A 20,385-nucleotide genomic window follows, 5' to 3' on the forward strand; every position below is an offset into this window, starting at 1 on the left:
GCGCCGGATTTCTCCGGCTCCGGCTTTGTAGTTTGGTCGGGCTCAGTGCGCGTGCGAGCCGCCCTGGTGGTGCTGGCAGGTGGCGTTCGGGTTGAACTGCGCGAACACGCCCCGGGGGTTCTCGCGGTACAGCCATACGTGTAGGTCGTAGTGCGGCTCGAACATGTGCGCCTCGTCGAGCGCGGTCGCCGGGTCGTCCTGCATACGATCGAAGGAGCGGCCCGCGAACGTGGGCGGCGCCGTGTTGCCCGCCGCCTCCCACGCCTTGATGAACACCAGGTTCTCGACCGCAACCAGATCCAGCGAGCCGTCCGCCTGGGGCTCGTAGATCAGGATGGACGGCTGCGAGAAGTCCGTGTGCGTTCCGGTGCCGCTCACCCGCGGATTGGGCGGACCGGTGATGCCCAGCAGGTCCGGGCGAAAGTAGTGGATGCCCATTACGCCGTACTCGGCGGGCCGGCCCATCATCTCCGCCGTGTCGCACAGGTTCATGGGGTCGCGGACGTAGCCTTCCGCGAGCGCCACGTTCACGTCGCGATACTTTTCGGTGGCCGTGCGAACCACCGTCATGTCGGGGTCGGCGGCCATGCCGCGGGAAAGCTGGGCCGCGGCGGATGCCGGCGCGGCGAGCGAAATGGCGAGAATGGTGGCCGCCAGGAGAGTCTTCATCGTTCGTTCTCCGGGAGTTGAAAGTCACACCCTGCCGCGAAGCCGCGGCCGGGATGAACGAGGCTCGCGACGAGCTCCGTCCACCCCGCGGAGAAGAATCTGTTGCAACGCGGAACGGCGGGCATGGGTAGCTTAACCCGTCCGTCGTCGCGACCGTCCCGACGCGTCCCGGCACCCCGCGGGGTGCCGAAAACGGCGCGGCGGGGTTAGCTTGGCGCTCCTTCGATGCCTCCCCACTGCCAACGCCATGAGCACCTCTCCCGTGCCGAACGGGGCGCCGCTGGTTCCCCACCACGAAATCGAGCACGTCTTCCGCCGCGCGGCGGAGCTGCAGACCGCCGCCGAGCAAACGACCAGCCTGGCGCACGGGGAGGAGGGCAGGCCGGCGGCCCCGAGCGACGGGTGGACGGCGGCCGAAGTCGTTGCGATGGCGCGTGAGGCGGGAATCGCTCAGGAGTTCGTCGAGCAGGCGATCCGTGAAGGCCTCCACCCGTCCCATCCCGCAAGTCCGTCCGCCGACGCCGATCTGGTGCTCGGGGCGACGCGCGTGGTGGAGGCCAGCGTATCCGATACGTTCACCGCCGCCAGGGAAACCGCCGAAGCAAATCCCTGGCGCCTGCAGCTGATCGACGTCGTCCGGACGCCCGACGGAGGACTGCGCATCGCGCTAGACCCGTCGCAGCACCTGGTGACGGAGGGTGGCGGGCTGACGCCGTTCGTGAACGGAATGGTGATGGCGGGACTGAACTTCGAGCGCATCGAGCTGGACATCGAACCAGCCGGCGCGCGATCGTCGATGCTTACCGCCAGGGCGGTTCCGGCGCGAACCTCGCTGAAGCTGTACTCCCGTATGACGGGAGCGGGGGCCGGCGGGATGGGCGCGGTTGCAGGCTGGCTTACGGGCGCGCTGGCCCTCGGCTTGGGGGGCTGGGCCCTGGTGCCGCTGACGGCGCTGGGCGCGCTGGCTGGTGCCGGGGCAGGCACGCGGGGATTTCGGGCCGGCGTGCGGCACACCGTCCGCAAGGATGCCGACGGTCTCCAGAAGCTGCTCGGCGCCGTCGCCGCGCGCATCCACACGCAATCGTTCGCGGCGGGGCCGGTCGAGGCCGGCACCGCCAACGCCAGCCTTCCACCCGCCTGAACCTCACCCCTTCAGAGGACGGCGCCGCGGTACGCGTCAGTAGATGCCCACCTTGCCCTTCGCGAACTCCCGCAGCCCCGTGGAGTCGTAGCCGCGGCCGTCGCGGAAGACCGTCGTCACCTCGTAGATCGCTGACGGGGTGCCGAGCGGGTCGCCGCGGATGACGACCAGGTCCGCGGCCTTCCCCGGCTCCACTGAGCCGATGCGCGCTTCCTCGCCCAGGATGCGCGCGCCGTTCAGGGTCATGATCTGGATCGCCTGTTCGGCGGTGAAGCCAGCCTCCACCAGCAGCTCGTAGTTGCGCAGGTTGCCGAAGCCCGGAAGGAAGCCCGTGCCCCACGGGTCCGAGCCCGCCCCCAGCAGCCCGCCCGCCGCCACGAAATCCCGCTCCCACCGCATCATCTTCTCCAGCAGCCGCTCCGGGACGGTGAACCCGGACTGACCCAGCCCCGCGTGGTTCGCCTCCACCTGGCGGCGCGTGGCCGGCGCCAGCATGGCCATCGCGGCGGAGTCCAGCCGCGCCCGTCCGGGGATGAAGCTCTCGTACACGCCCAGCGTGCTCACCACCGGCGTGCCCGTCGCGGCGATGCGGCGGATGCTTTCCTGCACCGCCGGGCTGGCCACGTCCACGTCGGCCTGCGCGCGCTGGTTGCCCGGCGGGCACACGTCCGGCCGCTTTCCGGGTACGTACTCGCTGGCGGTGATGAACCCGTGCTGAAGCGCGTCGATGCCCAGCTCCGCGGCCTCGCCGAACGTCACCGCGCACAGGTGGCCGGTCACGCGGAGCCGCCGCGCGTGCGCGGCCTCGATCACCCACGCCAGCACCTCGCGCGGGCCACTCATCACCTTGAACCAGGTGGCGCCCTTCCCCGCCCACTCGTCGACGAAGCGGCGCGCCTCCTCGGGCGAGTCCACGCCGCGGAACGCGCCCGTCCGCCGCGTGCCCGCGGTGATGTACGGCCCTGCGATGTGCAGGCGCGGGCCGGGCATCCGGCCCGCGTCGATGGCGCGCTTCAGCTCCACTTCCTCGTCCGGGAGCTGGCTGCCGGCCGTCATCGCGGTCGTGACGCCGAACGCCAGGTACAGGTACGCGCTGGCGTTCATCGGCACGCTGCGGCTCAGCCCGCCGAGGTACGTGTGCTCGTGCAGCGACACCAGGCCGGGGATGACCGTGTGGCCGGACAGGTCCATCACCCGCGCGCCCGCCGGGATCGCCGTGGTGGCGGTGGGCCCCACGGACTCGATGCGGGTGCCGCGCACGACCACCGTCTGGTCCTGGCGCGCCGGCGCCCCGGTGCCGTCCACCAGGCGGACGTGCGTGAGCGCCACCACGGGCGCATCGACGGACACGAAGGCGCGGGCCGCGGGGGCGAGTGCCGGGCGCTGCTGCGCGGACAGGGGCGCGGCGATCAGCAGCGCGGAAACGAGGCGGAGGATCGAGCGGATGGGTCTCATGGGCTGCTCGGGGGTGTATCGTGCGGCGGAGGAGGTGCCGCTAAGATAATCGCGCCAGCATTCGACTGCGAACCTGAACCTGGAGGAGGGATCGTGCGCCTTGCGTGGATGGCCGGATTGCTGATGACCCTGATGGCGACGAGTACCGCGGCCGCGCAGAGCTGCTGGCCTGTGGCGGTGCTGCTGGAGGTGCGTGACGCGGGCGGGCGCCGCGTGGACCCGGCCTTCATGGACAGCGTGGTTACCGAGCGCACGCCAGGGCACCTGACGGACGCAGAGCGTGTGCGCGCCCCCTACCAGGTGGCCGGAGCCCGCCGCGACACGGCCAACCTGCTGCAGTGGTCCATCTCGGGATGCAGACTGCGGCTGGGCCGGGTGACGCTGTACCGGCGCGGGCAGGCGATGCACCTGGACTTTGGCATGGTGCTGGATAGCGAGCTGCGGCGGGGGCCGAGCACGTTCCAGATCCAGGGGCCGCGCTTCGAGCCTGGAACGTTCCGGCTGCGCTGGGACCCGTCCGAACCCGGCGGCTCCGACGACGATCCGCAACGACTCACCGACGAGCGGTGGGAGCGCGCCGAAGCAGATCCACGGCGAGAAGGCGCCGAGCGATGACCGGGCACGGCGCATCCTCGTGAACCCGCGATTCTACGTCTGGCCAGCGGCCTCGCGCAGCAGGCGGATGTTCTCGGCCACGGGCGCCTTTGCGTTGTAGACGGCGGAACCCGCGACCACGCAGCTCGCGCCGGCGCGCACGACGTCGGCGATGGTGTCCGGCGCCACGCCGCCGTCCACCTGCAGCTCCACGTGGTGAAGCCGGCGCTCGTCCAGCATCCGCCGGATGCGCGCGATCTTGGCCGTGCTGGTGGGGATGTACGACTGCCCGCCGAAGCCCGGGTTCACCGACATCACCAGCACCAGGTCCACGTACGGCAGAATGTCGGCGATGGCATCCACAGGTGTCGCCGGATTCAGCGTCACGCCCGGCTTTACGCCCAACTCGCGGATCTGCTGGATGGTGCGGTGAAGGTGCGGGCTGGTTTCCACGTGCACCGTCAGGTAGTCGGCCCCAGCCTTGGCAAAGTCCGCCAGGTAGCGCTCGGGTTTCTCGATCATCAGGTGCACGTCGATCGGCAGCCCCGTCGAACGCTTGGCCGCCGCCGCGATCAGCGGGCCGATGGTGATGTTGGGGACGAAGTGCCCGTCCATCACGTCCACGTGAATCCAGTCTGCCCCGCCCTGCTCCGCCTCGCGGATGTGCTCGCCCAGCCGCGTGAAGTCGGCGGAGAGGATGGAGGGTGCGATCTTGATGCGGCTCATCGCGCATCCTCCCGCGTGCGGACTTCGATCCCGCCGCTCCCCGCGATCACCACGGCCGTCGCCATCCCCAGGAACAGCCCGCATTCCAGGATGCCGGGGCGCAGCAGCAGCCGCCGCTCGATGTCTTCCGGGTCGGCGATGCCGTCGGGAAAGCGGCAGTCCAGGATGTGGTTGCCGCCGTCCGTTACCACCGTCCGTCCGTCCTTGACGCGCAGCGTGGGCTCGGCGCCCAGGGAGCGCAGGAAACCGAGCTGGATGGGCTCGGAGAACGGATCGACCTCCACCGGCAGCGGCGCCCTGGTCCCCAGCCGCTGAACGACCTTCGTTTCATCGGCCACGATCACCAGCTGGGCCGATGCCGCCGCGACGATTTTCTCCCGCAGCAGCGCCGCGCCCAGCCCCTTGATCAGCCGCAGCTGCGGATCTACCTCGTCAGCGCCGTCGATGGTCACGTCCATCCGCGGGCGCTCGGCGAGAGTGGCGAGGGGAATGTCCAGGCGCCGCGCGCGCTGCTCGGTATCGTCCGACGTGGGCACGCCGACGATGGAGCGCCACTCGCCGGCCGCGCGGCGCTCGGCGATTACGTCCAGCAGGTGGCGCACGGTGGAGCCGGTGCCCAGCCCCACGGTCATCCCGTCCTGGATCCACTCCGCGGCCCGTTCGGCCGCGGCCCGCTTCAACGCCTCGGTGTCGCTGGTGTGCACCGGTGTGCCTGGTCTGGGTGGGTCGTGCTCTGGCTGGTCGAGGGGCGGGAAGGTAGTGCGAGAGTGCGAAAGTGCGAAAGGGAAGTGAGCGGGGATTCGCGTCCTCCGCCCGGCGCGGCCTCGTCGATCGCGCGCCGGGCCAGATCCGTCAGCGGCGGCGCTTGTCGTCGTCGTTGATGAACATCGACAGCAGCCACGTCGCCAAGCTGATGACCACCGAGCCGATGATGGCGTCCACGAAGCTGTCGATGTGGAAGCCGTATCCCAGGTGCCCCGCGATGAAGGTGGTGAGGTACAGCATTACCGCGTTGATCACCAGCAGCGCCAGCCCCAGCGTGAGCACGATGATGCCGCACGCCATCATCTTGACCATCGGGCGCACGATGGCGTTCACCAGCCCCAGCACCAAGGCGACGACGAACAGTGTTTCGATGCGGCCGTCGTAGTCCAGGCCGGGAAGCAGGTAGACCGCCAGGCCGACGGCGGCGGCCGACGCGAGCCAGCGCAGGATGAGCTTCATGCGTGTCCGTGAGGTGCGGGAGAGATGTGAGTACGTGGGCGCTGGGCGGACTACGCGCCGCGGATGGATAATGTGTCAGCGGCCCCGGCCCAAGGGAAAGGTCCGCGCCGTTCCGGGCTTGCGCGCACATCGCCGATCCGGTCTTATCGGAGCCATGACGGCATCCAACGCACACCGCGCGGTAGAGGCGGTCTGGAGAATCGAGTCGGCCAAGCTGATCGCGGGCCTCGCGCGGATGGTGCGCGACGTGGGCCTGGCCGAAGACCTGGCGCAGGACGCGCTCGTCGCCGCGCTGGAGAAGTGGCCGGAGACCGGCGTGCCCGACAAGCCCGGCGCCTGGCTGATGGCCGCCGCCAAGCGCCGCGCCATCGACCACTTTCGCCGCGACAAGCTCCTGGAGCGCAAGCACCAGGAGCTGGGCTACGAGCACGATTCGCGGGCGGACGACGTGGTGGCCAGCCTGGACGCCGCCCTCGACGACCCCGTCGGCGACGACCTGCTTCGCCTGATCTTCACCTGCTGCCATCCCGTCCTCGCCACGGAGGCGCGCGTCGCGCTCACCCTGCGCATGCTGGGCGGGCTGAGCACCGAGGAGATCGCGCGCGCCTTCCTGGTGCCCGTTGCCACCGTGGCGCAGCGGATCGTCCGCGCCAAGCGCACCCTGGCGGAGGCGCGCGTGCCCTTCGAGGTGCCCCGCGGAGACGAGCTCGCCGGGCGCCTTTCGTCGGTGCTGGGGGTGGTGTACCTGATCTTCAACGAGGGATACTCCGCCACCGCCGGCGACGATTGGATGCGTCCGGCCCTATGCGAAGACGCCCTGCGCCTGGGGCGCATCCTGGCCGGTCTCGTCCCGAACGAGCCGGAGGTGCACGGGCTCGTGGCGCTGATGGAGATCCAGGCCTCGCGGCTGCGGGCGCGCACCGGCCCCACCGGCGAGCCGGTGCTGCTGATGGACCAGGACCGCGCGCGGTGGGACCGCCTGCTGATCGGCCGCGGGCTCCAGGCGCTGCGCCGCGCCGAGGAGCTGGGCGGCGCGCTGGGGCCGTACGCGCTGCAGGCCGCCATCGCCGCCTGCCACGCACGCGCCCGCACCGCCGACGAAACGAACTGGCCCCGGATCGCCGCGCTCTATGCCGCGCTCGCCCAGCAGCAGCCCTCGCCCGTGGTGGAGTTGAACCGCGCCGTGGCGGTGGGGATGGCGTTCGGCCCGACGGCGGGGCTGCAGATCGCCGACCAGCTCGTCGCCGAGCCTTCGCTCAAGGCCTACCACCTGCTGCCCAGCGTGCGCGGCGACCTCCTGGCCAAGCTGGGGCGCCACGACGAGGCGCGGGCGGAGTTCGAGCGCGCGGCGTCGCTCACGCAGAATGCCCGCGAGCAGCGGCTGCTGCTGGACCGCGCCCGCGAGTCCGCCGCGGCGGCGACAGCAATGTCGGCTGAGACGGCCGCGCCGGGCTGAGATCCCCGGGGTGCCCCTCCCCCGGCCCCTCCCCGCACAAACTGCGTGCGGAGAGGGGGGAACTTCGGTTCGGGGGTCGATTGGCTGCATCGCATGCTGCGGGAGGCCCCTCCCCTGCCCCTCCCCCGGCAAACTGCGCCGGGAGAGGGGAGAACGTCGATCGGGGTTCGACTGACTGCCTCGCATGCCGCGGGAGCCCCCTCCTCCCGGCCCCCGTCCCCCGCTTCGCAGGGGAGGGGGAGAATTCGATTGGGCTTCGGCAGCAGTCGCGCGGAATCCCTCTCCGCCCCATCCGCCCGCACAAGAGCCGCGGCCCACCTAAATGTCATCCCGATGGAGCGCCCACAACGCGCCTGCCCCTGAACGGTAGTCCGCAGCGACTGAGGGATCCGCCACACACTCCGCGCGACGCACCACTCCTCGCTTCACGCCAAATCCATGTAGTCTGCGCACTGCTGGCCTGGGTCGACGCTCCGTCGTGCGTTGCTATGCGCAGAGCCGAACGGAGGAACCGTCTCGGCGCCTCCGACGCTGAAGAGAGGGCGGCACGCTGTGTGGCGGATCCCTCAGTCGCTGCGATCTGTGGTGTTCGGGCAAGTTCGGCCGGGGCCGCTCCTTCGGGATGACAGATGCGCTTCGGCAGGTGCGGCGACGGTGCAGGTGAAGCCCCGAGCGGGACGCGACAGCGGCCCGAGTCGGGCTTTCCGCTGTCCCAGCGGCAGGTTTACCCGCTCCCCCGCCCGCCCTCCGCAGAGCACCGTTGCCATCTACGGGAAAAGCAGTTGACAAACGCGAGCGCCACGATTAACCTACGGAAGAACCCGTAACAACGGACGACCATGGACGAAATCAGCTTTACCCCGCGCGAGCTGGACGTGATGAGCATCCTCTGGCGCAGCGGCTCGGGAACGGTGAGCGAGGTGCGCGAAGGGCTGGGCGAAGACCTGGCCTACACGTCGGTGCTTTCGGCGCTGCAAACGCTGGAGGAGAAGAAGTTCGTGCGCCACGAGGCCGAGGGACGCGCCTACCGCTACTTCCCCACCGTCGAGCCCGAGACGGCCGGCCGCAGCGCGATGGCGCGCATCCGCGAAGCCGTGTTCCAGGGATCGGCGGAGCTGATGTTCGCCCAGTTCGTGTCCGACCGGAAGCTCAATCGCGATGAGCTGGAACGCATGCGCCGCCTGCTCGCCGAGCGGCTGGAGGACGAATCATGATCGCCTCGTGGATGCTGTACGCGCTCCTGGTGAGCCTTCTGCTCGCGGCCGCCGCCTGGACGCTGGAAGAGGTGTTCCGCCTGCGCGGACTGGCCGTGCGTTTCGTGTGGCTGGGCGCCCTGCTGGGCACCGTGGCGATCACGGCCGCCGCTCCGCTGCGCAGCCGCCCTCCCGTGGTGCTGCAGGCCACGCAGTCGTCCGACGAGGCGATCCCACGGGAACGTCCCGCCGCCGAGGGGCTGACGGAGCGGGCGGCCGCATCGCTGCGAGCGGTGCGAATGGAGTTGAACCGCGGGCTGGATGCGGCGGCGGCGCTCGGGGGGCGGGCGGGCACCGGCCTGGCACTCGGGTGGATCACCCTGTCGTCGCTGGTGCTGGCGATCACCGGGGCCACGCTGCTCCGCTCGCGGCGTGCGCGGCGCCGGTGGCCCGTCGCGGAGCTTTCGGGCGAGCGGGTGAGGGTGGCGCCCGGCGTGGGACCGGCGGTGCTCGGCATCCGCAGGCCCGAGGTGGTGGTGCCCGCATGGCTGCTGGGGGCCTCGCCCCAGGAGCAGCGGCTGGTTGTGATCCACGAGCGCGAGCACGTGCGCGCCCGCGATCCGCTGGTGCTGCTGGTGGGGTGCGTGGCGGCCGCGGTGATGGCCTGGAACCCCGCCGCGTGGTGGATGCTGCGGAGGCTTCGCGCCGCCGTGGAGCTGGACTGCGATGCGCGCGTGCTGCGGCACGGCGTTCGTCCGCAGGAATACGGAGCGGTGCTGATCGACATCGCCGGGCGAGGGCCCGGACTGTCCCTGGGTGCACCGGCGCTCGCCGGGTCGCCCTCCATCCTGGAACGGAGACTACGCGCCATGACCATGAGACTTCCCCGCTACGCCCGCCTGCGCGCCAGCGCCCTTGGCGTGGTCGCCACCGCCGCCCTGGCCACCGCATGCGAAGCGCCGCTGCCCAGCAGCGCCGAGTTGGAAACGATGGACGTGGCCGGCGTCGAGGCGCGCACCACCCAGCTCGTCGCGCCGGGGTCGGACGACACGATCTACATGGTGGACGGCAAGCAGGTTACGGCCGCGGAAGCCCACGCGCTGTCGGCCGACCGGATCATGCGCATGGAAGTCAATCGCATGAGAGCGCCGAGTGACGGCACGCAGACCATTCACATCTACACCCGCGAGGGTGTGGCAAGCGGCCTGGCACCGAGTGTACGCGAGCCGGGAACCGAACCCGCCGGAGGCCCCAATCGCATCCACGTCAACGAGATGCGCCCCACCCCGACGCCGGGCGCCGGGGGTGGCTCGCCCTCAACCGGCGCGACGTCCGTCAGGACGGCCGACGGCGGAAGCCGCAGCGGGGGAACCGTTCGCGCGGACACCTTCAACGGTCTGCTGATCGTCGACGGCGTGGTGACGCCTTCGTCCGCGCTGCGCAGCCTGGATCACCAGAACATCGCCAGCGTCGAGGTCCTCAAGGCCGACGCGGCGACGCGGGAGTACGACGATCCGCGCGCCGCGCACGGCGTAATCCGCGTGACTACCAAGCGCGGAGCGAGCACACAGTAAGAGTAGCCCGCACCTGCGACACAGCCCCGGCGCGATGTCTCGCGCCGGGGCTGTGTGCGTACGGGGGCGCACCGGGTGCTGAGCTGGTCTTGGAGGCGGAGACTACTCCTGTTCAGCAGCGGGATTATCCAGCATCAGCCGCCAAAGCCAGGCGATGAACCGGCCTGCCAGGGCGGCGTGCGCATCCAGGTCGCCCTTGCCGATCGCCTGGCCCATCGGCGAGCCCGGATATTCCTGCCATGCGAGCCACGTGTGGATGTGAGCCTTGGACCGGCGAACGTCCGAAAAGGACGGTGCTCGGCTGGGATGGCATCGACCGCCTCCCCCGCCCTGCTCCACAACGGGTCGTCTCCGGGAACGAGCGCAGCCGCGAAATCCTCCAGCGCGCCGGGCGAGCCGTTGTCGGGCATGATCCACGCGCCGAACATAGGTCGATGCTCGGTCCCGGGCAGGATGATGCCGTCCGGCGCTGGTCGATGCGGGACGCCCGCGTATCCCTCTGCCTCAAGCGTGTGCCGGATGGAATCCCAGCGTGCCTGCGCGTTTCCATTTGCATCGACGACGACTCCAAACCGGTCCGCGCCGGGCGCCCTCAATTCCGTGTAGAACATTCCGAGCAGCTCATCGACACCGTCCTTGCTCTGCACCTTGAACACTTCAGGCACATGGTGCTTCTCGCAAAGACTCTGGACTACGGCGCTGTCGTCCTTTCCTTCCACCCAGATCAGGCGTGAGCGGCGCGGGAGCCGAGATCGCGCGCCCATCAGCGCACCTCGACCTGCGCCCTGGCCGCTACGGCAACGTCCTTTTCCGTATACTGCTCGGCGTAGATCCGGCCGTCCTGCTCGCGTTCCAAACGGTACAGCATGCCGTTCGAGGGACTGTTCGTCGCGGCATGCTGAAACCCCACGACGGCGTCCCAGCTGTGCGTCGTCGCGAACACCTGTACCGAAAGCCGCTCTGCCATGCCGATTAGGGATTCCCAGACATCCGGCTGGATGCTGTGATGGAGGCCGTTCTCCACCTCGTCCACGAGCAGCGCGCCACCCCGTGCGCGAACGCAGGAGAGCGCGATGCCAAAGACGCGCGTCGTCCCATCGCCCATGCTCGTCAGCGGCATCGGGCGTGGCGTGCCCTGGAGTTGCAGGTACAGGGATCGCCCACCTGCCGCGGCGTCACCGACCAGATAGATCCGCTCCAGCTCGGGAACGACGGATCGGATGGCCTGTTCTACCTCCGGCGCGTAGCCGGCCTCTACAGCCTGGTCCCACATCTCGCTCAGGCGCGCTGCATCGAGCCCATGCGCCGGAATGTGCGAGGTGCGCTGCTTGACTCCCGTGATCATCACGCCGAAACGGCGTAGAAACCAATCCACCGAAAACGATGCCGTGTTCTCACCGCGGCTCATCTGGATCAAGGGCGAGTCGGGCTCGATGAAAAGCTCCAGATCCAGCGCATCCTCCGTTTCGCCCGCGCTGTTCGTCCTCGCCCATGGCAGCCAGATCGTCAGCGCGTTTCCATCGGCACCAGCCGGCCCGATCTTGATGGGATCGGCGGCACTTCCCGCGAAGCTGCCGTAGAACAGTGATCGCGCCGAATCCAGTGCCGCGGTTACCTGTTCGGCCGTGACCTCAAGATCGCTGGAGAAACGCGGCCGGAATCCCGACCGCTCCCGCAGGATGCCCGCGAGCACGACCCGTGGCGTCTTGCTGGTATACAGGTGGACCGCCTCCAGAAGCGACGTCTTCCCCGCGTTGTTCAGGCCCACGAAAAGGTTGACGTTCCCCAGCCTGGGGAGCGTCAGATGGCCGATCCCTCGGTAGCCGTGGACCTCGAAGCTTTGCAGCGGAAGCTCGTCGCTCATACGGAGTCCTGGCAGTCGCCCTCACGCCGGGCGGTAGACGCCCCACTCGGCGCGCAGGGCGTCGCTGATCTCGCCGAGCGTCACCATCGTCTTCACGGCGTCGATGATGAGCGGCATCAGGTTGTCGGTGCCGCGCGCCGCCGCGCGGATGGCTTCCAGCCGGGCGCGCACCTCGGCGTCGTCGCGGCGGGCGCGGATGTCGGCGAGGCGCGCGCGCTGCCCCTTTTCCAGCGCCGAGAAGTCGGGCTGGCCCAGGTCGAACGGCTCGTCCTGGCCCTTGAACTTGTTGACCCCCACGATGGTCTTGTCGCCGCGCTCCACCGCGATCTGGAACTCGTACGCCGCGCGGTGAATCTCCTCCTGCATGTACGCGATGGCTTCGGACGCGCCGCCGATCTCCTCGATGCGGTCCAGGTACTCGCGCGCCTTGGCCTCCAGCGCGTCCGTCAGCGACTCCACGTAGTACGAGCCGGCCAGCGGATCCACCGTGTCGGCGATGCCGGATTCGTACGCCAGCACCTGCTGCGTGCGCAGCGCCAGCGTGGCCGCCTGCGCCGTGGGAAGCGACAGCGCCTCGTCGTAGCCGTTGGTGTGCAGCGACTGCGTGCCGCCCAGTGCCGCGGCCAGGGCCTGCACCGTCACGCGCACCACGTTGTTCAGCGGCTGCTGCGCCTGCAGCGTCACGCCGCCGGTCTGCGTGTGGAATCGCAGCTTGGCGCCCTCGTCGTTGGCACCCCAGCGCTCCCGCATCAGCCGGGCGTACAGCCGGCGTGCGGCGCGGAACTTGGCCACTTCCTCGAACAGGTCGTTGTGCGAGGCGAAGAAGAACGACAGCCGCGGCGCGAAGCGTTCGATGGGCAGCCCGGCGGCCAGCGCGCGCTTCACGTACTCCATGGCGTTGGCGAAGGTGAACGCCACCTCCTGCGCCGCCGTGGCGCCCGCCTCGCGGATGTGGTAGCCGCTGATGGAGATGGTGTTCCAGCGCGGCACCTGCGCGTTGCAGAACCCGAAGATGTCGGTGATCAGCCGCAGCGAGGGCTCCACGGGAAAGATGTACGTTCCCCGGGCGATGTACTCCTTGAGGATGTCGTTCTGGATGGTGCCCGACAGCTTGGACCGGTCGATGCCGCGCTCGTCGGCCACGGCCACGTAGAACGCCAGCAGGATGGACGCGGTGGCGTTGATGGTCATGGAGGTCGACACGCGGTCCAGCGGAATGCCGTCCAGCAGGGTGCGCATGTCGTCGACCGTGTCGATGGCCACGCCCACGCGCCCCACCTCGCCCGCTGACATGGCGTGGTCGCTGTCGTACCCCATCTGCGTGGGCAGGTCGAACGCGGTGGAAAGCCCCGTCTGCCCCGCCTCCAGGAGCAGCTTGAAGCGCGTGTTCGTCTCTTCCGCCGTGCCGAAGCCCGCGTACTGGCGCATGGTCCAGAAGCGGCCCCGGTACATCGTCGGCTGAATGCCGCGGGTGAACGGAAATTCGCCCGGGTATCCCAGGTCGCGGCCGTGGTCCAGCCCCGCCACGTCGTCGCGCGTGTAGAGGCGGTCCACCTCCACGCCGCTGGTGGTCTGGAACTGCTCGCGCCGCTCCGGGTGCCGGCCCAGCGCCGGGGTAACGGCGCGCTCCGTCCACGCCGCCTTGCCGCCGACGGCGCCGGAGTCTTCGCCCAGGTTGGAGGAGGCCAGGATATCGCTCATAACGGCAGTGCGTGAGTGCGTCAGTTCGTGAGTGCGTGAGTGACGGCGCACAACATAATGCCGTTCGCGTTCCAAGGCACGGCGGGTCCGCACGGGGTGCCCTACGCGGTTCCTCCGTGCCCTCCGTGTGAGGCCATGGACCGTGGGATACACAAAAGAATCCGGGGAGCGGCACCCATGCCACTCCCCGGCTCTCGTTCAGAATCCAGAACCGTGCGACTACTCGCGGACGCGGAAGGTCACCGGCGTCGGAAGCGTCACCGGGCGCATGTTGTCCGCCTTCGCGACGGTTTCCTGGTACCACGCGTCGTTCTTGGTATCGCCGCCGTTGACCATCACCAGCCGCGCGAGCTCCACCGCGTCGATGTTGCGCATGCGGATGCAGCCGTGCGACCGCGCGTTGCCCAGCGAGCTCGTCAGCCCCGTCCCGTGGATGTAGAAGTCGGGCTCGCGGAAGAACATCTTCACGCGCCCCATGGGGTTGCCCGGCGAGCCCGGCGCCTCGTACTTCTTGTCGCGCGCCCACGCCGAGGCGGGCGGCCGCCAGTCGGGGTTCCAGATCATCCGGCGGATGGTGAACTGCCCGGTGGGCGTGTCGTACCCCGCCTCGCCCACCGACACCGGGTAGCTGCGGACGACGCGCTGGCCGCTCATCACGTACAGCACGCGGTCGGACACGTCCACCACCACCGAGAAGTTCTCCATGCGGCGCGCCGGCCGCGCGATGGCCGCCTCGACGGACGACACGATCAGCCCGCTGTCGCGCGAAAGGGCCATCTGCGCCCTCCCGCTCTCCGGGGCCAGCGCCGGCGCGAACAGCGCCAGCACGACCAACCACCTGTTTCTCTTCATCAGCCCGATTCCGTTCGCTGGCAAGGGATTAGGAGCACCCATTCAGGTACGCACTCCGCGCCAGGATCATGCCATGGACGACCGAGCGGCCAGTTCCGTCACACCGGAACGCCGTCCGCACCCACCGCTGGGGAGCGCGCGCCCCACACGGGGCACGGTTGTACCCACGGCCGGGCGGCATCCATTGTGTGGCAGTTTGGCAGAAGTGATTGCGTCTGCTCAACTTGCCGTCGATCGTGGCTGAATCCTCCCATTTGGCGCCTTTCGTGCACCCATGAACCATGGCCGGCAGGCACCATGGCCGGCAGCCAGCAACCTGCGTATCACTCGCCGGGCGCCCTTCCTGAGGCTCGGGCGCCCGCCACGATCGCGCTTCCACACCCGTCACATTCCAGAACCGCTCCATGATCCACCCCGTCGCAGGCCTGCCCTCCGGTTACGGGGCGGCTCCCGAGACCGCTCCCGAGGCGCCTTCGCCCGTGCGGGTCATGGTGGCCGCGTCCGTGCGGCTGGTCCGCGACGGCCTTGCCCACACGCTGGGGACGGCCACGGAGGTGGTGGCGGTGACCGCGGACGGGTGCGCGACCCTGCGCGAGATCGCGCGGCTGGAGCCCGGCCTGCTGCTGCTGGACGTTTCCATGGAAGGTGCGCTGGGGCTGGTGCAGCAGATGGCGCGCGCAGCGCCCGGCACCCGCGTGGTGGCGTTCGCGGTGGACGACGCGCACGACGACCAGCTGCTGGCCTGGGCCGAGGCGGGGGTGGTGGGATGGGTGGGGCGCGACGCATCGGCCGACGACGTGGTGCAGGCGGTGCTGCGCGCGGCCCGGGGCGAACTGCTGTGCTCCGCGCGCACGGCGGCACTGCTTTCCGCGCGGCTGGCCCTGCTGGCGCGGCAGGGGCGGGTGGCGGCTCCCCCGGGCCACGCCGGCCAGCTCACGCCGCGCGAGGCCGAGGTGGGCGAGCTGCTGGCGCGCGGCTGCTCCAACAAGCACATCGCCCGGGTGCTGGGGCTGCAGCTGGCCACCGTGAAGAACCACGTGCACAGCATCCTGGAAAAGCTGGAGGTGCGCAGCCGGGGCGAAGCCGGCGCGCTCCTTCGCGGCACGCACGCCGGGGTGTAGCACTCCGCTCTTTCTGCTCGAGACGACAAGCCCGCACCGATGCTCCGGTGCGGGCTTTTCGTTCGATCCAACAGCAACGGAAGGCCTCACGGAGAGGCGCACGGTCGCAGAGAGAGCCCGTTCCCCTGGCTCTTCTGCGTCTCTGCGCCTCTGCGTGATCCCCCATCGGAGTGGGGAGAAGGAGAGGGACCAGGGAGCCGCAATCCGGGAGGTTCATCGCGACCTGAATCCTTCGATCCACTCCGCGAAGGTTGAACAGGCGCGGAACCGCTGGATTCCCGGCGCGTCGTGGCCGGGCACGACGCAGGGTCAAGGGGCGTGGCGATCCGGGCCGCGGGGGGACCGCGGAGAGGACCCAAAGCCCCATAGGCCCGGCGCGGCGCCGCGCGCATCATGAAAGCCGGTCGCCGCCGGGCCCCCAGCCACCCTTTCGCGGACAGCCTGCTTGATCAGGGTCGCCCTGCTGGTGCAGCCTCCCGTGCTTCACGGCCTGATCCACTCGCTGCTGGCGGGCGACCCCGAAGTGCGCGTGGTCGACGGCCCCGAGCCGGCGGACGTGGTGGTGCTTTCCCAAACCGACCCCGAGAACGACGCGGTGCCCCTGTCCATGCTTCAGCGCGCTCCTCGCTCCCGCATCCTTGCCCTGGCCGCCGACGCGCGCCGGGCCGTGCTGTACGAGCTGCGCCCGCACCGCACCCCGCTGGGCGAGCTTTCGCGCGCGTCGCTGCTGGCGGCGCTGCGCGGCGCACCCGCAGAGGCGCCGTGAGCGGACAGGCCGCCATCGCCAGCACGCTCGAGGCCATCGTCCGCGTGCTCCGCGCCGCGTACGACCCGGCAGACTTCAACGGGGCCGTGCTGGACTTTCAGGTCTACGTGTCCGACGACTTCACGCACCCCATGGAGCAGGGCGTTTCGCTGTTCCTGTACCGCATCTACCCCAGCGCCTCGTCGCGGGCGCCGCAGGGACGGCTGCTTCCCGACGGGCGCAGGCAGCGCACCAAGCTGCCGCTGGACCTTCACTTCATGGCCACCGCCTGGGCGCGCAAGGCATCGCTTCAGCACGAAATCGCCGGCTGGATGATGAGGGTGCTGGAAGACGCCGCGGTGCTTTCCGGCGACCTGCTGAACGCGCCGCGGCCCGGCGTCTTTCAGCCCGGCGAGACGGTGACCCTTTCGCACACCGACCTGAGCGTCGAGGACACCTTCCGGATCTGGGAAACCGTCGTCGGCCACGCGTACCAGCTTTCGGTGCCGTACGTCGCCCGCACGCTGGAGATCGAGTCGTCGCGCACGGAGGGGCCGTTCGTCCCCGTGCAGGAGCGCGTGTTCGGGCCCGGACAGCTGGTCGTGGCATGAGCGCCACCATCCGCGTGCTGGAGCGCGACCGCACCTTTACCCCGCTGGGCATCCGCTTCTGGGACGCCGCGCTGGACCAGCCCGTCGCCGAGCCGCTTTCGGTGAACGCCTGGCTGCGCGGCACCGCCCACCGGCCGGTGAGGGCCGTGCGCTCGACAGGCGGCGTGTACGCCTTTCACGGCCTTCCCGGGCAGGCCGCGGCGGAGCGTCCTGCGGCGGACGAGGAGCACCCCGAGTCCGCCGGCGTGCCGAGGGAATACGCGGTGGCGGTGGACGATCCGTCTGGACGCTACCTCCCCGTGGCCTTCGGGGTGACGCTGCCGCTGGGCTACCGCGGCGAGTTCCTGTCCGGAGGCGTCGCCAGCCCGCCGCAGGCGAGCCCCCCGCAGGCCGCCGGCAGGGCGTACCTCTTTCCCGCCGCCGGGCGCGCCGTGCCCCCCGGGCTGGCGGCCATCCGCGCCGACTTCGCCGACGCGGTCACCGGCCACCCCGCCGCCTGGGCGGTGCTGACGGCCACCGTGGCCGGCGAGACGAGGACGGCCATCGCCGACCAGGACGGGCGGGCGCTGCTGCTGGTGCCCTTTCCCACCCCCGAGCGGCTGCGGCAGGGCTCGCCCCCGGTAGACACGCGCGAGGCCACGTGGCCGGTGGAGTTTTCCGTGCGATGGGAGCCGGGCGCCCTGCGCTACCTGTTCGACGAGCGCGACGGGCTGAACCCGGCGTGGGCGGCCCGCCCCAGCCTGAAGAGCATCCTTGACGAGCAGGGCGCCGCGGACACCTGGACGAACGAGGACCAGGAGCCGGTGGCGGAGTGGACGGATACCCTGGTGCACGGGCGAGAGCTCGTGCTCCGCACCACCCTGGCCGGCGGGGAGCGCGCCTCCACCGTCTGGATCTCGGCCGGCGCGTCACCCCCGTAAACCCCAAGGAGACTGGAAGATGCCCGAATACCTGGCCCCCGGCGTATATGTCGAGGAAACGAGCTTTCGCGCAAAGAGCATCGAGGGCGTAAGCACCAGCACGGCGGGATTCGTGGGTGCCGCGCGGTACGGACCGGTGGGCGGCCTGCCGGAGCTGGTGACCAGCTTCGCCGAGTTCGAGCGCGTCTTCGGCGGACTGGACCGCCTGGCCTTCGCCGACGGCCCCGAGGGCGAGCACGAGCACAACTACCTGGCCCACGGCGTCCGCAACTTCTTCGACAACGGCGGCAAGCGCCTGTACGTGTCGCGAGTGTACGGCCTTCCCGCCGACGACACGGTGGACGCCGACGAGCTGGCGCTGCTGGCGTCGGGGGGACGCGCCAGCGCCCCTCCCTTCGGCGGGGTCACCGTCCGCGCCCGCTTTCCCGGGCGGGCCGGCCAGGCGCGGGTGTCGTTCACCCTGCGCGTGGGCGGCAACGTGCTGGCCGAGCAGCGCGAGCGCGTGGGCGACGACCAGGTGGTCGTGTACAACGTGCTCCGCGGCGTGAACCCCGACGACATCGTGTGGGTGGCCGACGCCACCAGCCCCATCGACGCCGACCCGCGGGCGGGGACGCTGGCCCGGGCCGAGCGCCTGTTCAACCCCACCCTGGGCCGCAACAGCTGGCGGCTGAACCTGCAGGGCGGCGGCCAGGTGGACATGGAGAACACCACGGTGGGCGTGGACCGCGTGTACCCGCTGTCGGTGGCGGTGGAGGTGACGTTCGTGGACCGGCTGGGCAACGTGCTGCGCCGCGACACCTTCGAGAACCTGGGCTTTACGCCGGATGCGCGGCAGTCGCTGGGCACCGTGTTCGCCCCCGCCATCGCCAGCCGCACCACCGAGCTGCGCACCCCCATCCTGATGGAGTTCGACGGGCTGACGGACGGCACCGACATCGCCGGCGCGCTGATCACCGAGCTGGAGACGCGGCTGGCCGAGCAGGGCGCCGCGCCCGAGGCGGGCAACGTCTTCGCCCTGCGCGGGCGCGGCTTCGAGGTGTCGCTGGAGGGCGGCAGCGACGGCAATCGCCCCAGCGCCGACGACTACGAGGGCCGCGTGCTGAACGACGGCCTGCTGAAGACCGGCCTGGTGGCGCTCGAAGACATCCCCGACATCTCCATCGTGGCCGCGCCCGGCTACTCGGCGGCGGACAACGAGGACATCGCGCAGGCCGTTTCCAACGCGCTGGTCTCGCACGCCGAGCGCATGCGCTACCGCATCGCCGTGCTCGACGCCGGCCAGGACTTCAGCATCGGCGACGTGCGCGCGCAGCGGGCGCAGCTGGATTCGGCCTGGGCGGCGCTGTACTACCCGTGGGTGCGGGTGATGGACCCGGTGACCAACCAGGAGATCGTGCTTCCGCCCAGCGGCTTCGTCTCGGGCATCTACGCCCGCAACGACGTGGAGCGCGGCGTTCACAAGGCGCCGGCCAACGAGGTGGTGCGCGGGGCGCTGGGCTTCGAGGTCACCCTGAACAAGGCCCAGCAGGACGTGCTGAACCCCGAGGGCGTCAACTGCTTCCGCTTCTTCGAGGGGCGCGGCAACCGCCTGTGGGGCGCGCGCACGGCCAGCAGCGACCCCGAGTGGAAGTACGTGAACCTGCGCCGCTACTTCGCCTACCTGGAGCGCTCCATCGAACGCGGCACCCAGTGGGTGGTGTTCGAGAACAACGGCGACTCGCTGTGGGCGAACGTTCGCCGCACCGTCGAGGACTTTCTCTTCAACGAGTGGAAGCAGGGCCACCTGCTGGGCGAAAAGCCGGAGTCGGCGTACTTCGTCAAGTGCGACCGCACCACCATGACGCAGAACGACCTGGACAACGGCCGGCTGATCTGCCTGGTGGGCGTGGCCCCGCTGCGCCCCGCGGAGTTCGTGATCTTCCGCATCGGCCAGTGGACGGGCGACGCGAAGAGCTGAGGGACAAGTACCAAGTACCAGGTGCCAAGTACCAGGTGCTCCAGGTACCAGGTACTAGGTACTTGGTACTGCCCCTGACACTACCCACTACACCGAATCTTTCCTCAGGAGACATCACATGGCTGTCGAGCGCGAGCGGCCGTACGGCCAGTTCAACTTTCGGGTGGTGATCGAGAACGGCCCGGACGCGGCCAGCACCAAGGCCGCGTTCCAGGAAGTGTCGGGGCTGGGCATGGAGATCACCGTTTCCGAGTACCGGGCCGGCAACTTCAAGGACAACGCGCCGATGAAGGTGACCGGCACCTACAAGGTTCCCGACATCACCCTGAAGCGCGGCGTGATCGGCGACCTGACGACGCTGTACGAGTGGATCAACCAGGTGCGCGGCGGCAGCCAGACGGCGCTGCGGACGGTGACCATCGAGCTGCAGAGCGAGGACCACACGTCCACCGTGCAGTCGTGGAAGCTCACCAACGCGCGGCCCACCAAGTACACGGGTCCCTCGCTTTCGGGCAAGGGCACCGACGTGGCCATCGAGGAGCTGGTGCTGGCCAGCGAGCGCATCGACCTCGAGTAGCC

19 protein-coding genes and 1 pseudogene are annotated in these 20,385 nt (G+C 70.1%); 11 read left to right on the plus strand and 9 right to left on the minus strand.

The window, feature by feature from the left end; translation table 11 throughout:
- Nucleotides 1-42 precede the first annotated feature (42 nt).
- The gene (locus VF632_RS09205) at nt 43-669 is read right to left on the minus strand and encodes a hypothetical protein (RefSeq protein ID WP_331022581.1); all 627 of its coding nucleotides are present in this window, start codon (nt 667-669) and stop codon (nt 43-45) included.
- Between the two features lie 247 nt (nt 670-916).
- On the opposite strand from VF632_RS09205, the gene VF632_RS09210 reads away from it, so the two are divergent.
- Nucleotides 917-1,810, plus strand: a complete 894-nt coding sequence (locus tag VF632_RS09210; RefSeq protein ID WP_331022582.1) for a hypothetical protein — start codon at nt 917-919, stop codon at nt 1,808-1,810.
- A gap of 36 nt (nt 1,811-1,846) precedes the next feature.
- Here VF632_RS09210 and VF632_RS09215 read toward each other — a convergent pair whose 3' ends face one another.
- On the minus strand, nt 1,847-3,265 hold the full coding sequence (locus tag VF632_RS09215; protein ID WP_331022583.1) for an amidohydrolase family protein: 1,419 nt from the start codon (nt 3,263-3,265) through the stop codon (nt 1,847-1,849).
- 93 nt (nt 3,266-3,358) lie between these two features.
- Between VF632_RS09215 and VF632_RS09220 the strand changes: the two genes are divergently transcribed.
- Nucleotides 3,359-3,880 (plus strand): hypothetical protein, encoded by a 522-nt coding sequence (locus VF632_RS09220; protein WP_331022584.1) that lies wholly within the window; start codon nt 3,359-3,361, stop codon nt 3,878-3,880.
- A gap of 33 nt (nt 3,881-3,913) precedes the next feature.
- Here VF632_RS09220 and rpe read toward each other — a convergent pair whose 3' ends face one another.
- The 3 genes from rpe to VF632_RS09235 all read right to left on the minus strand — a co-directional run bounded on the left by rpe (nt 3,914) and on the right by VF632_RS09235 (nt 5,809).
- On the minus strand, nt 3,914-4,585 hold the full coding sequence (rpe, locus tag VF632_RS09225) for a ribulose-phosphate 3-epimerase (RefSeq protein WP_331022585.1): 672 nt from the start codon (nt 4,583-4,585) through the stop codon (nt 3,914-3,916).
- Complete coding sequence (gene rpiA / locus VF632_RS09230) at nt 4,582-5,289, minus strand: ribose-5-phosphate isomerase RpiA (RefSeq protein WP_331022586.1); 708 nt, start codon at nt 5,287-5,289, stop codon at nt 4,582-4,584. Before rpiA ends, rpe begins: the two co-directional genes overlap by 4 nt.
- A gap of 148 nt (nt 5,290-5,437) precedes the next feature.
- On the minus strand, nt 5,438-5,809 hold the full coding sequence (locus tag VF632_RS09235) for a phage holin family protein (RefSeq protein WP_331022587.1): 372 nt from the start codon (nt 5,807-5,809) through the stop codon (nt 5,438-5,440).
- Between the two features lie 154 nt (nt 5,810-5,963).
- Here VF632_RS09235 and VF632_RS09240 point away from each other — a divergent pair, with 154 nt between their 5' ends.
- The 3 genes from VF632_RS09240 to VF632_RS09250 all read left to right on the plus strand — a co-directional run bounded on the left by VF632_RS09240 (nt 5,964) and on the right by VF632_RS09250 (nt 10,032).
- A complete protein-coding gene (locus tag VF632_RS09240) occupies nt 5,964-7,265 on the plus strand; it encodes an RNA polymerase sigma factor (RefSeq protein ID WP_331022588.1) in 1,302 nt (433 codons plus the stop codon).
- An 839-nt stretch (nt 7,266-8,104) separates the two neighbouring features.
- Nucleotides 8,105-8,479 (plus strand): BlaI/MecI/CopY family transcriptional regulator, encoded by a 375-nt coding sequence (locus VF632_RS09245; protein ID WP_331022589.1) that lies wholly within the window; start codon nt 8,105-8,107, stop codon nt 8,477-8,479.
- Entirely contained in the window at nt 8,476-10,032 is a 1,557-nt protein-coding gene (locus VF632_RS09250) for a M56 family metallopeptidase (RefSeq protein ID WP_331022590.1), read from the plus strand. The genes VF632_RS09245 and VF632_RS09250 overlap by 4 nt, the downstream gene beginning before the upstream one ends.
- A 102-nt stretch (nt 10,033-10,134) precedes the next feature.
- Here the strand turns inward: VF632_RS09250 and VF632_RS09255 are convergent.
- The 4 genes and pseudogenes from VF632_RS09255 to VF632_RS09270 all read right to left on the minus strand — a co-directional run bounded on the left by VF632_RS09255 (nt 10,135) and on the right by VF632_RS09270 (nt 14,449).
- Nucleotides 10,135-10,796: pseudogene (locus VF632_RS09255) on the minus strand (DUF3226 domain-containing protein).
- On the minus strand, nt 10,796-11,896 hold the full coding sequence (locus VF632_RS09260; RefSeq protein WP_331022592.1) for an AAA family ATPase: 1,101 nt from the start codon (nt 11,894-11,896) through the stop codon (nt 10,796-10,798). Before VF632_RS09260 ends, VF632_RS09255 begins: the two are co-directional and overlap by 1 nt.
- Before the next feature lie 21 nt (nt 11,897-11,917).
- Nucleotides 11,918-13,597 (minus strand): acyl-CoA mutase large subunit family protein, encoded by a 1,680-nt coding sequence (locus VF632_RS09265; protein WP_331022593.1) that lies wholly within the window; start codon nt 13,595-13,597, stop codon nt 11,918-11,920.
- 219 nt (nt 13,598-13,816) lie between these two features.
- Nucleotides 13,817-14,449 carry a L,D-transpeptidase gene (locus tag VF632_RS09270; RefSeq protein WP_331022594.1) on the minus strand — a complete coding sequence of 211 codons (633 nt, stop codon included), beginning with the start codon at nt 14,447-14,449 and terminating at the stop codon, nt 13,817-13,819.
- Nucleotides 14,450-14,853: 404 nt separating this feature from the next.
- On the opposite strand from VF632_RS09270, the gene VF632_RS09275 reads away from it, so the two are divergent.
- From VF632_RS09275 to VF632_RS09300, 6 genes are all read left to right on the plus strand, one after another.
- Complete coding sequence (locus VF632_RS09275; protein WP_331022595.1) at nt 14,854-15,570, plus strand: response regulator transcription factor; 717 nt, start codon at nt 14,854-14,856, stop codon at nt 15,568-15,570.
- Nucleotides 15,571-16,015: 445 nt separating this feature from the next.
- Nucleotides 16,016-16,336 (plus strand): hypothetical protein, encoded by a 321-nt coding sequence (locus tag VF632_RS09280; RefSeq protein WP_331022596.1) that lies wholly within the window; start codon nt 16,016-16,018, stop codon nt 16,334-16,336.
- Nucleotides 16,333-16,926, plus strand: a complete 594-nt coding sequence (locus tag VF632_RS09285; protein ID WP_331022597.1) for a DUF4255 domain-containing protein — start codon at nt 16,333-16,335, stop codon at nt 16,924-16,926. Before VF632_RS09280 ends, VF632_RS09285 begins: the two co-directional genes overlap by 4 nt.
- Nucleotides 16,923-17,846 carry a hypothetical protein gene (locus tag VF632_RS09290; RefSeq protein ID WP_331022598.1) on the plus strand — a complete coding sequence of 308 codons (924 nt, stop codon included), beginning with the start codon at nt 16,923-16,925 and terminating at the stop codon, nt 17,844-17,846. The genes VF632_RS09285 and VF632_RS09290 overlap by 4 nt, the downstream gene beginning before the upstream one ends.
- A 19-nt stretch (nt 17,847-17,865) precedes the next feature.
- Complete coding sequence (locus tag VF632_RS09295; RefSeq protein WP_331022599.1) at nt 17,866-19,806, plus strand: phage tail sheath family protein; 1,941 nt, start codon at nt 17,866-17,868, stop codon at nt 19,804-19,806.
- Between the two features lie 118 nt (nt 19,807-19,924).
- A complete protein-coding gene (locus VF632_RS09300) occupies nt 19,925-20,383 on the plus strand; it encodes a phage tail protein (RefSeq protein WP_331022600.1) in 459 nt (152 codons plus the stop codon).
- The last annotated feature ends 2 nt before the right edge of the window (nt 20,384-20,385 follow it).

This window comes from Longimicrobium sp. (assembly GCF_036388275.1).
Classification (GTDB): domain Bacteria; phylum Gemmatimonadota; class Gemmatimonadetes; order Longimicrobiales; family Longimicrobiaceae; genus Longimicrobium.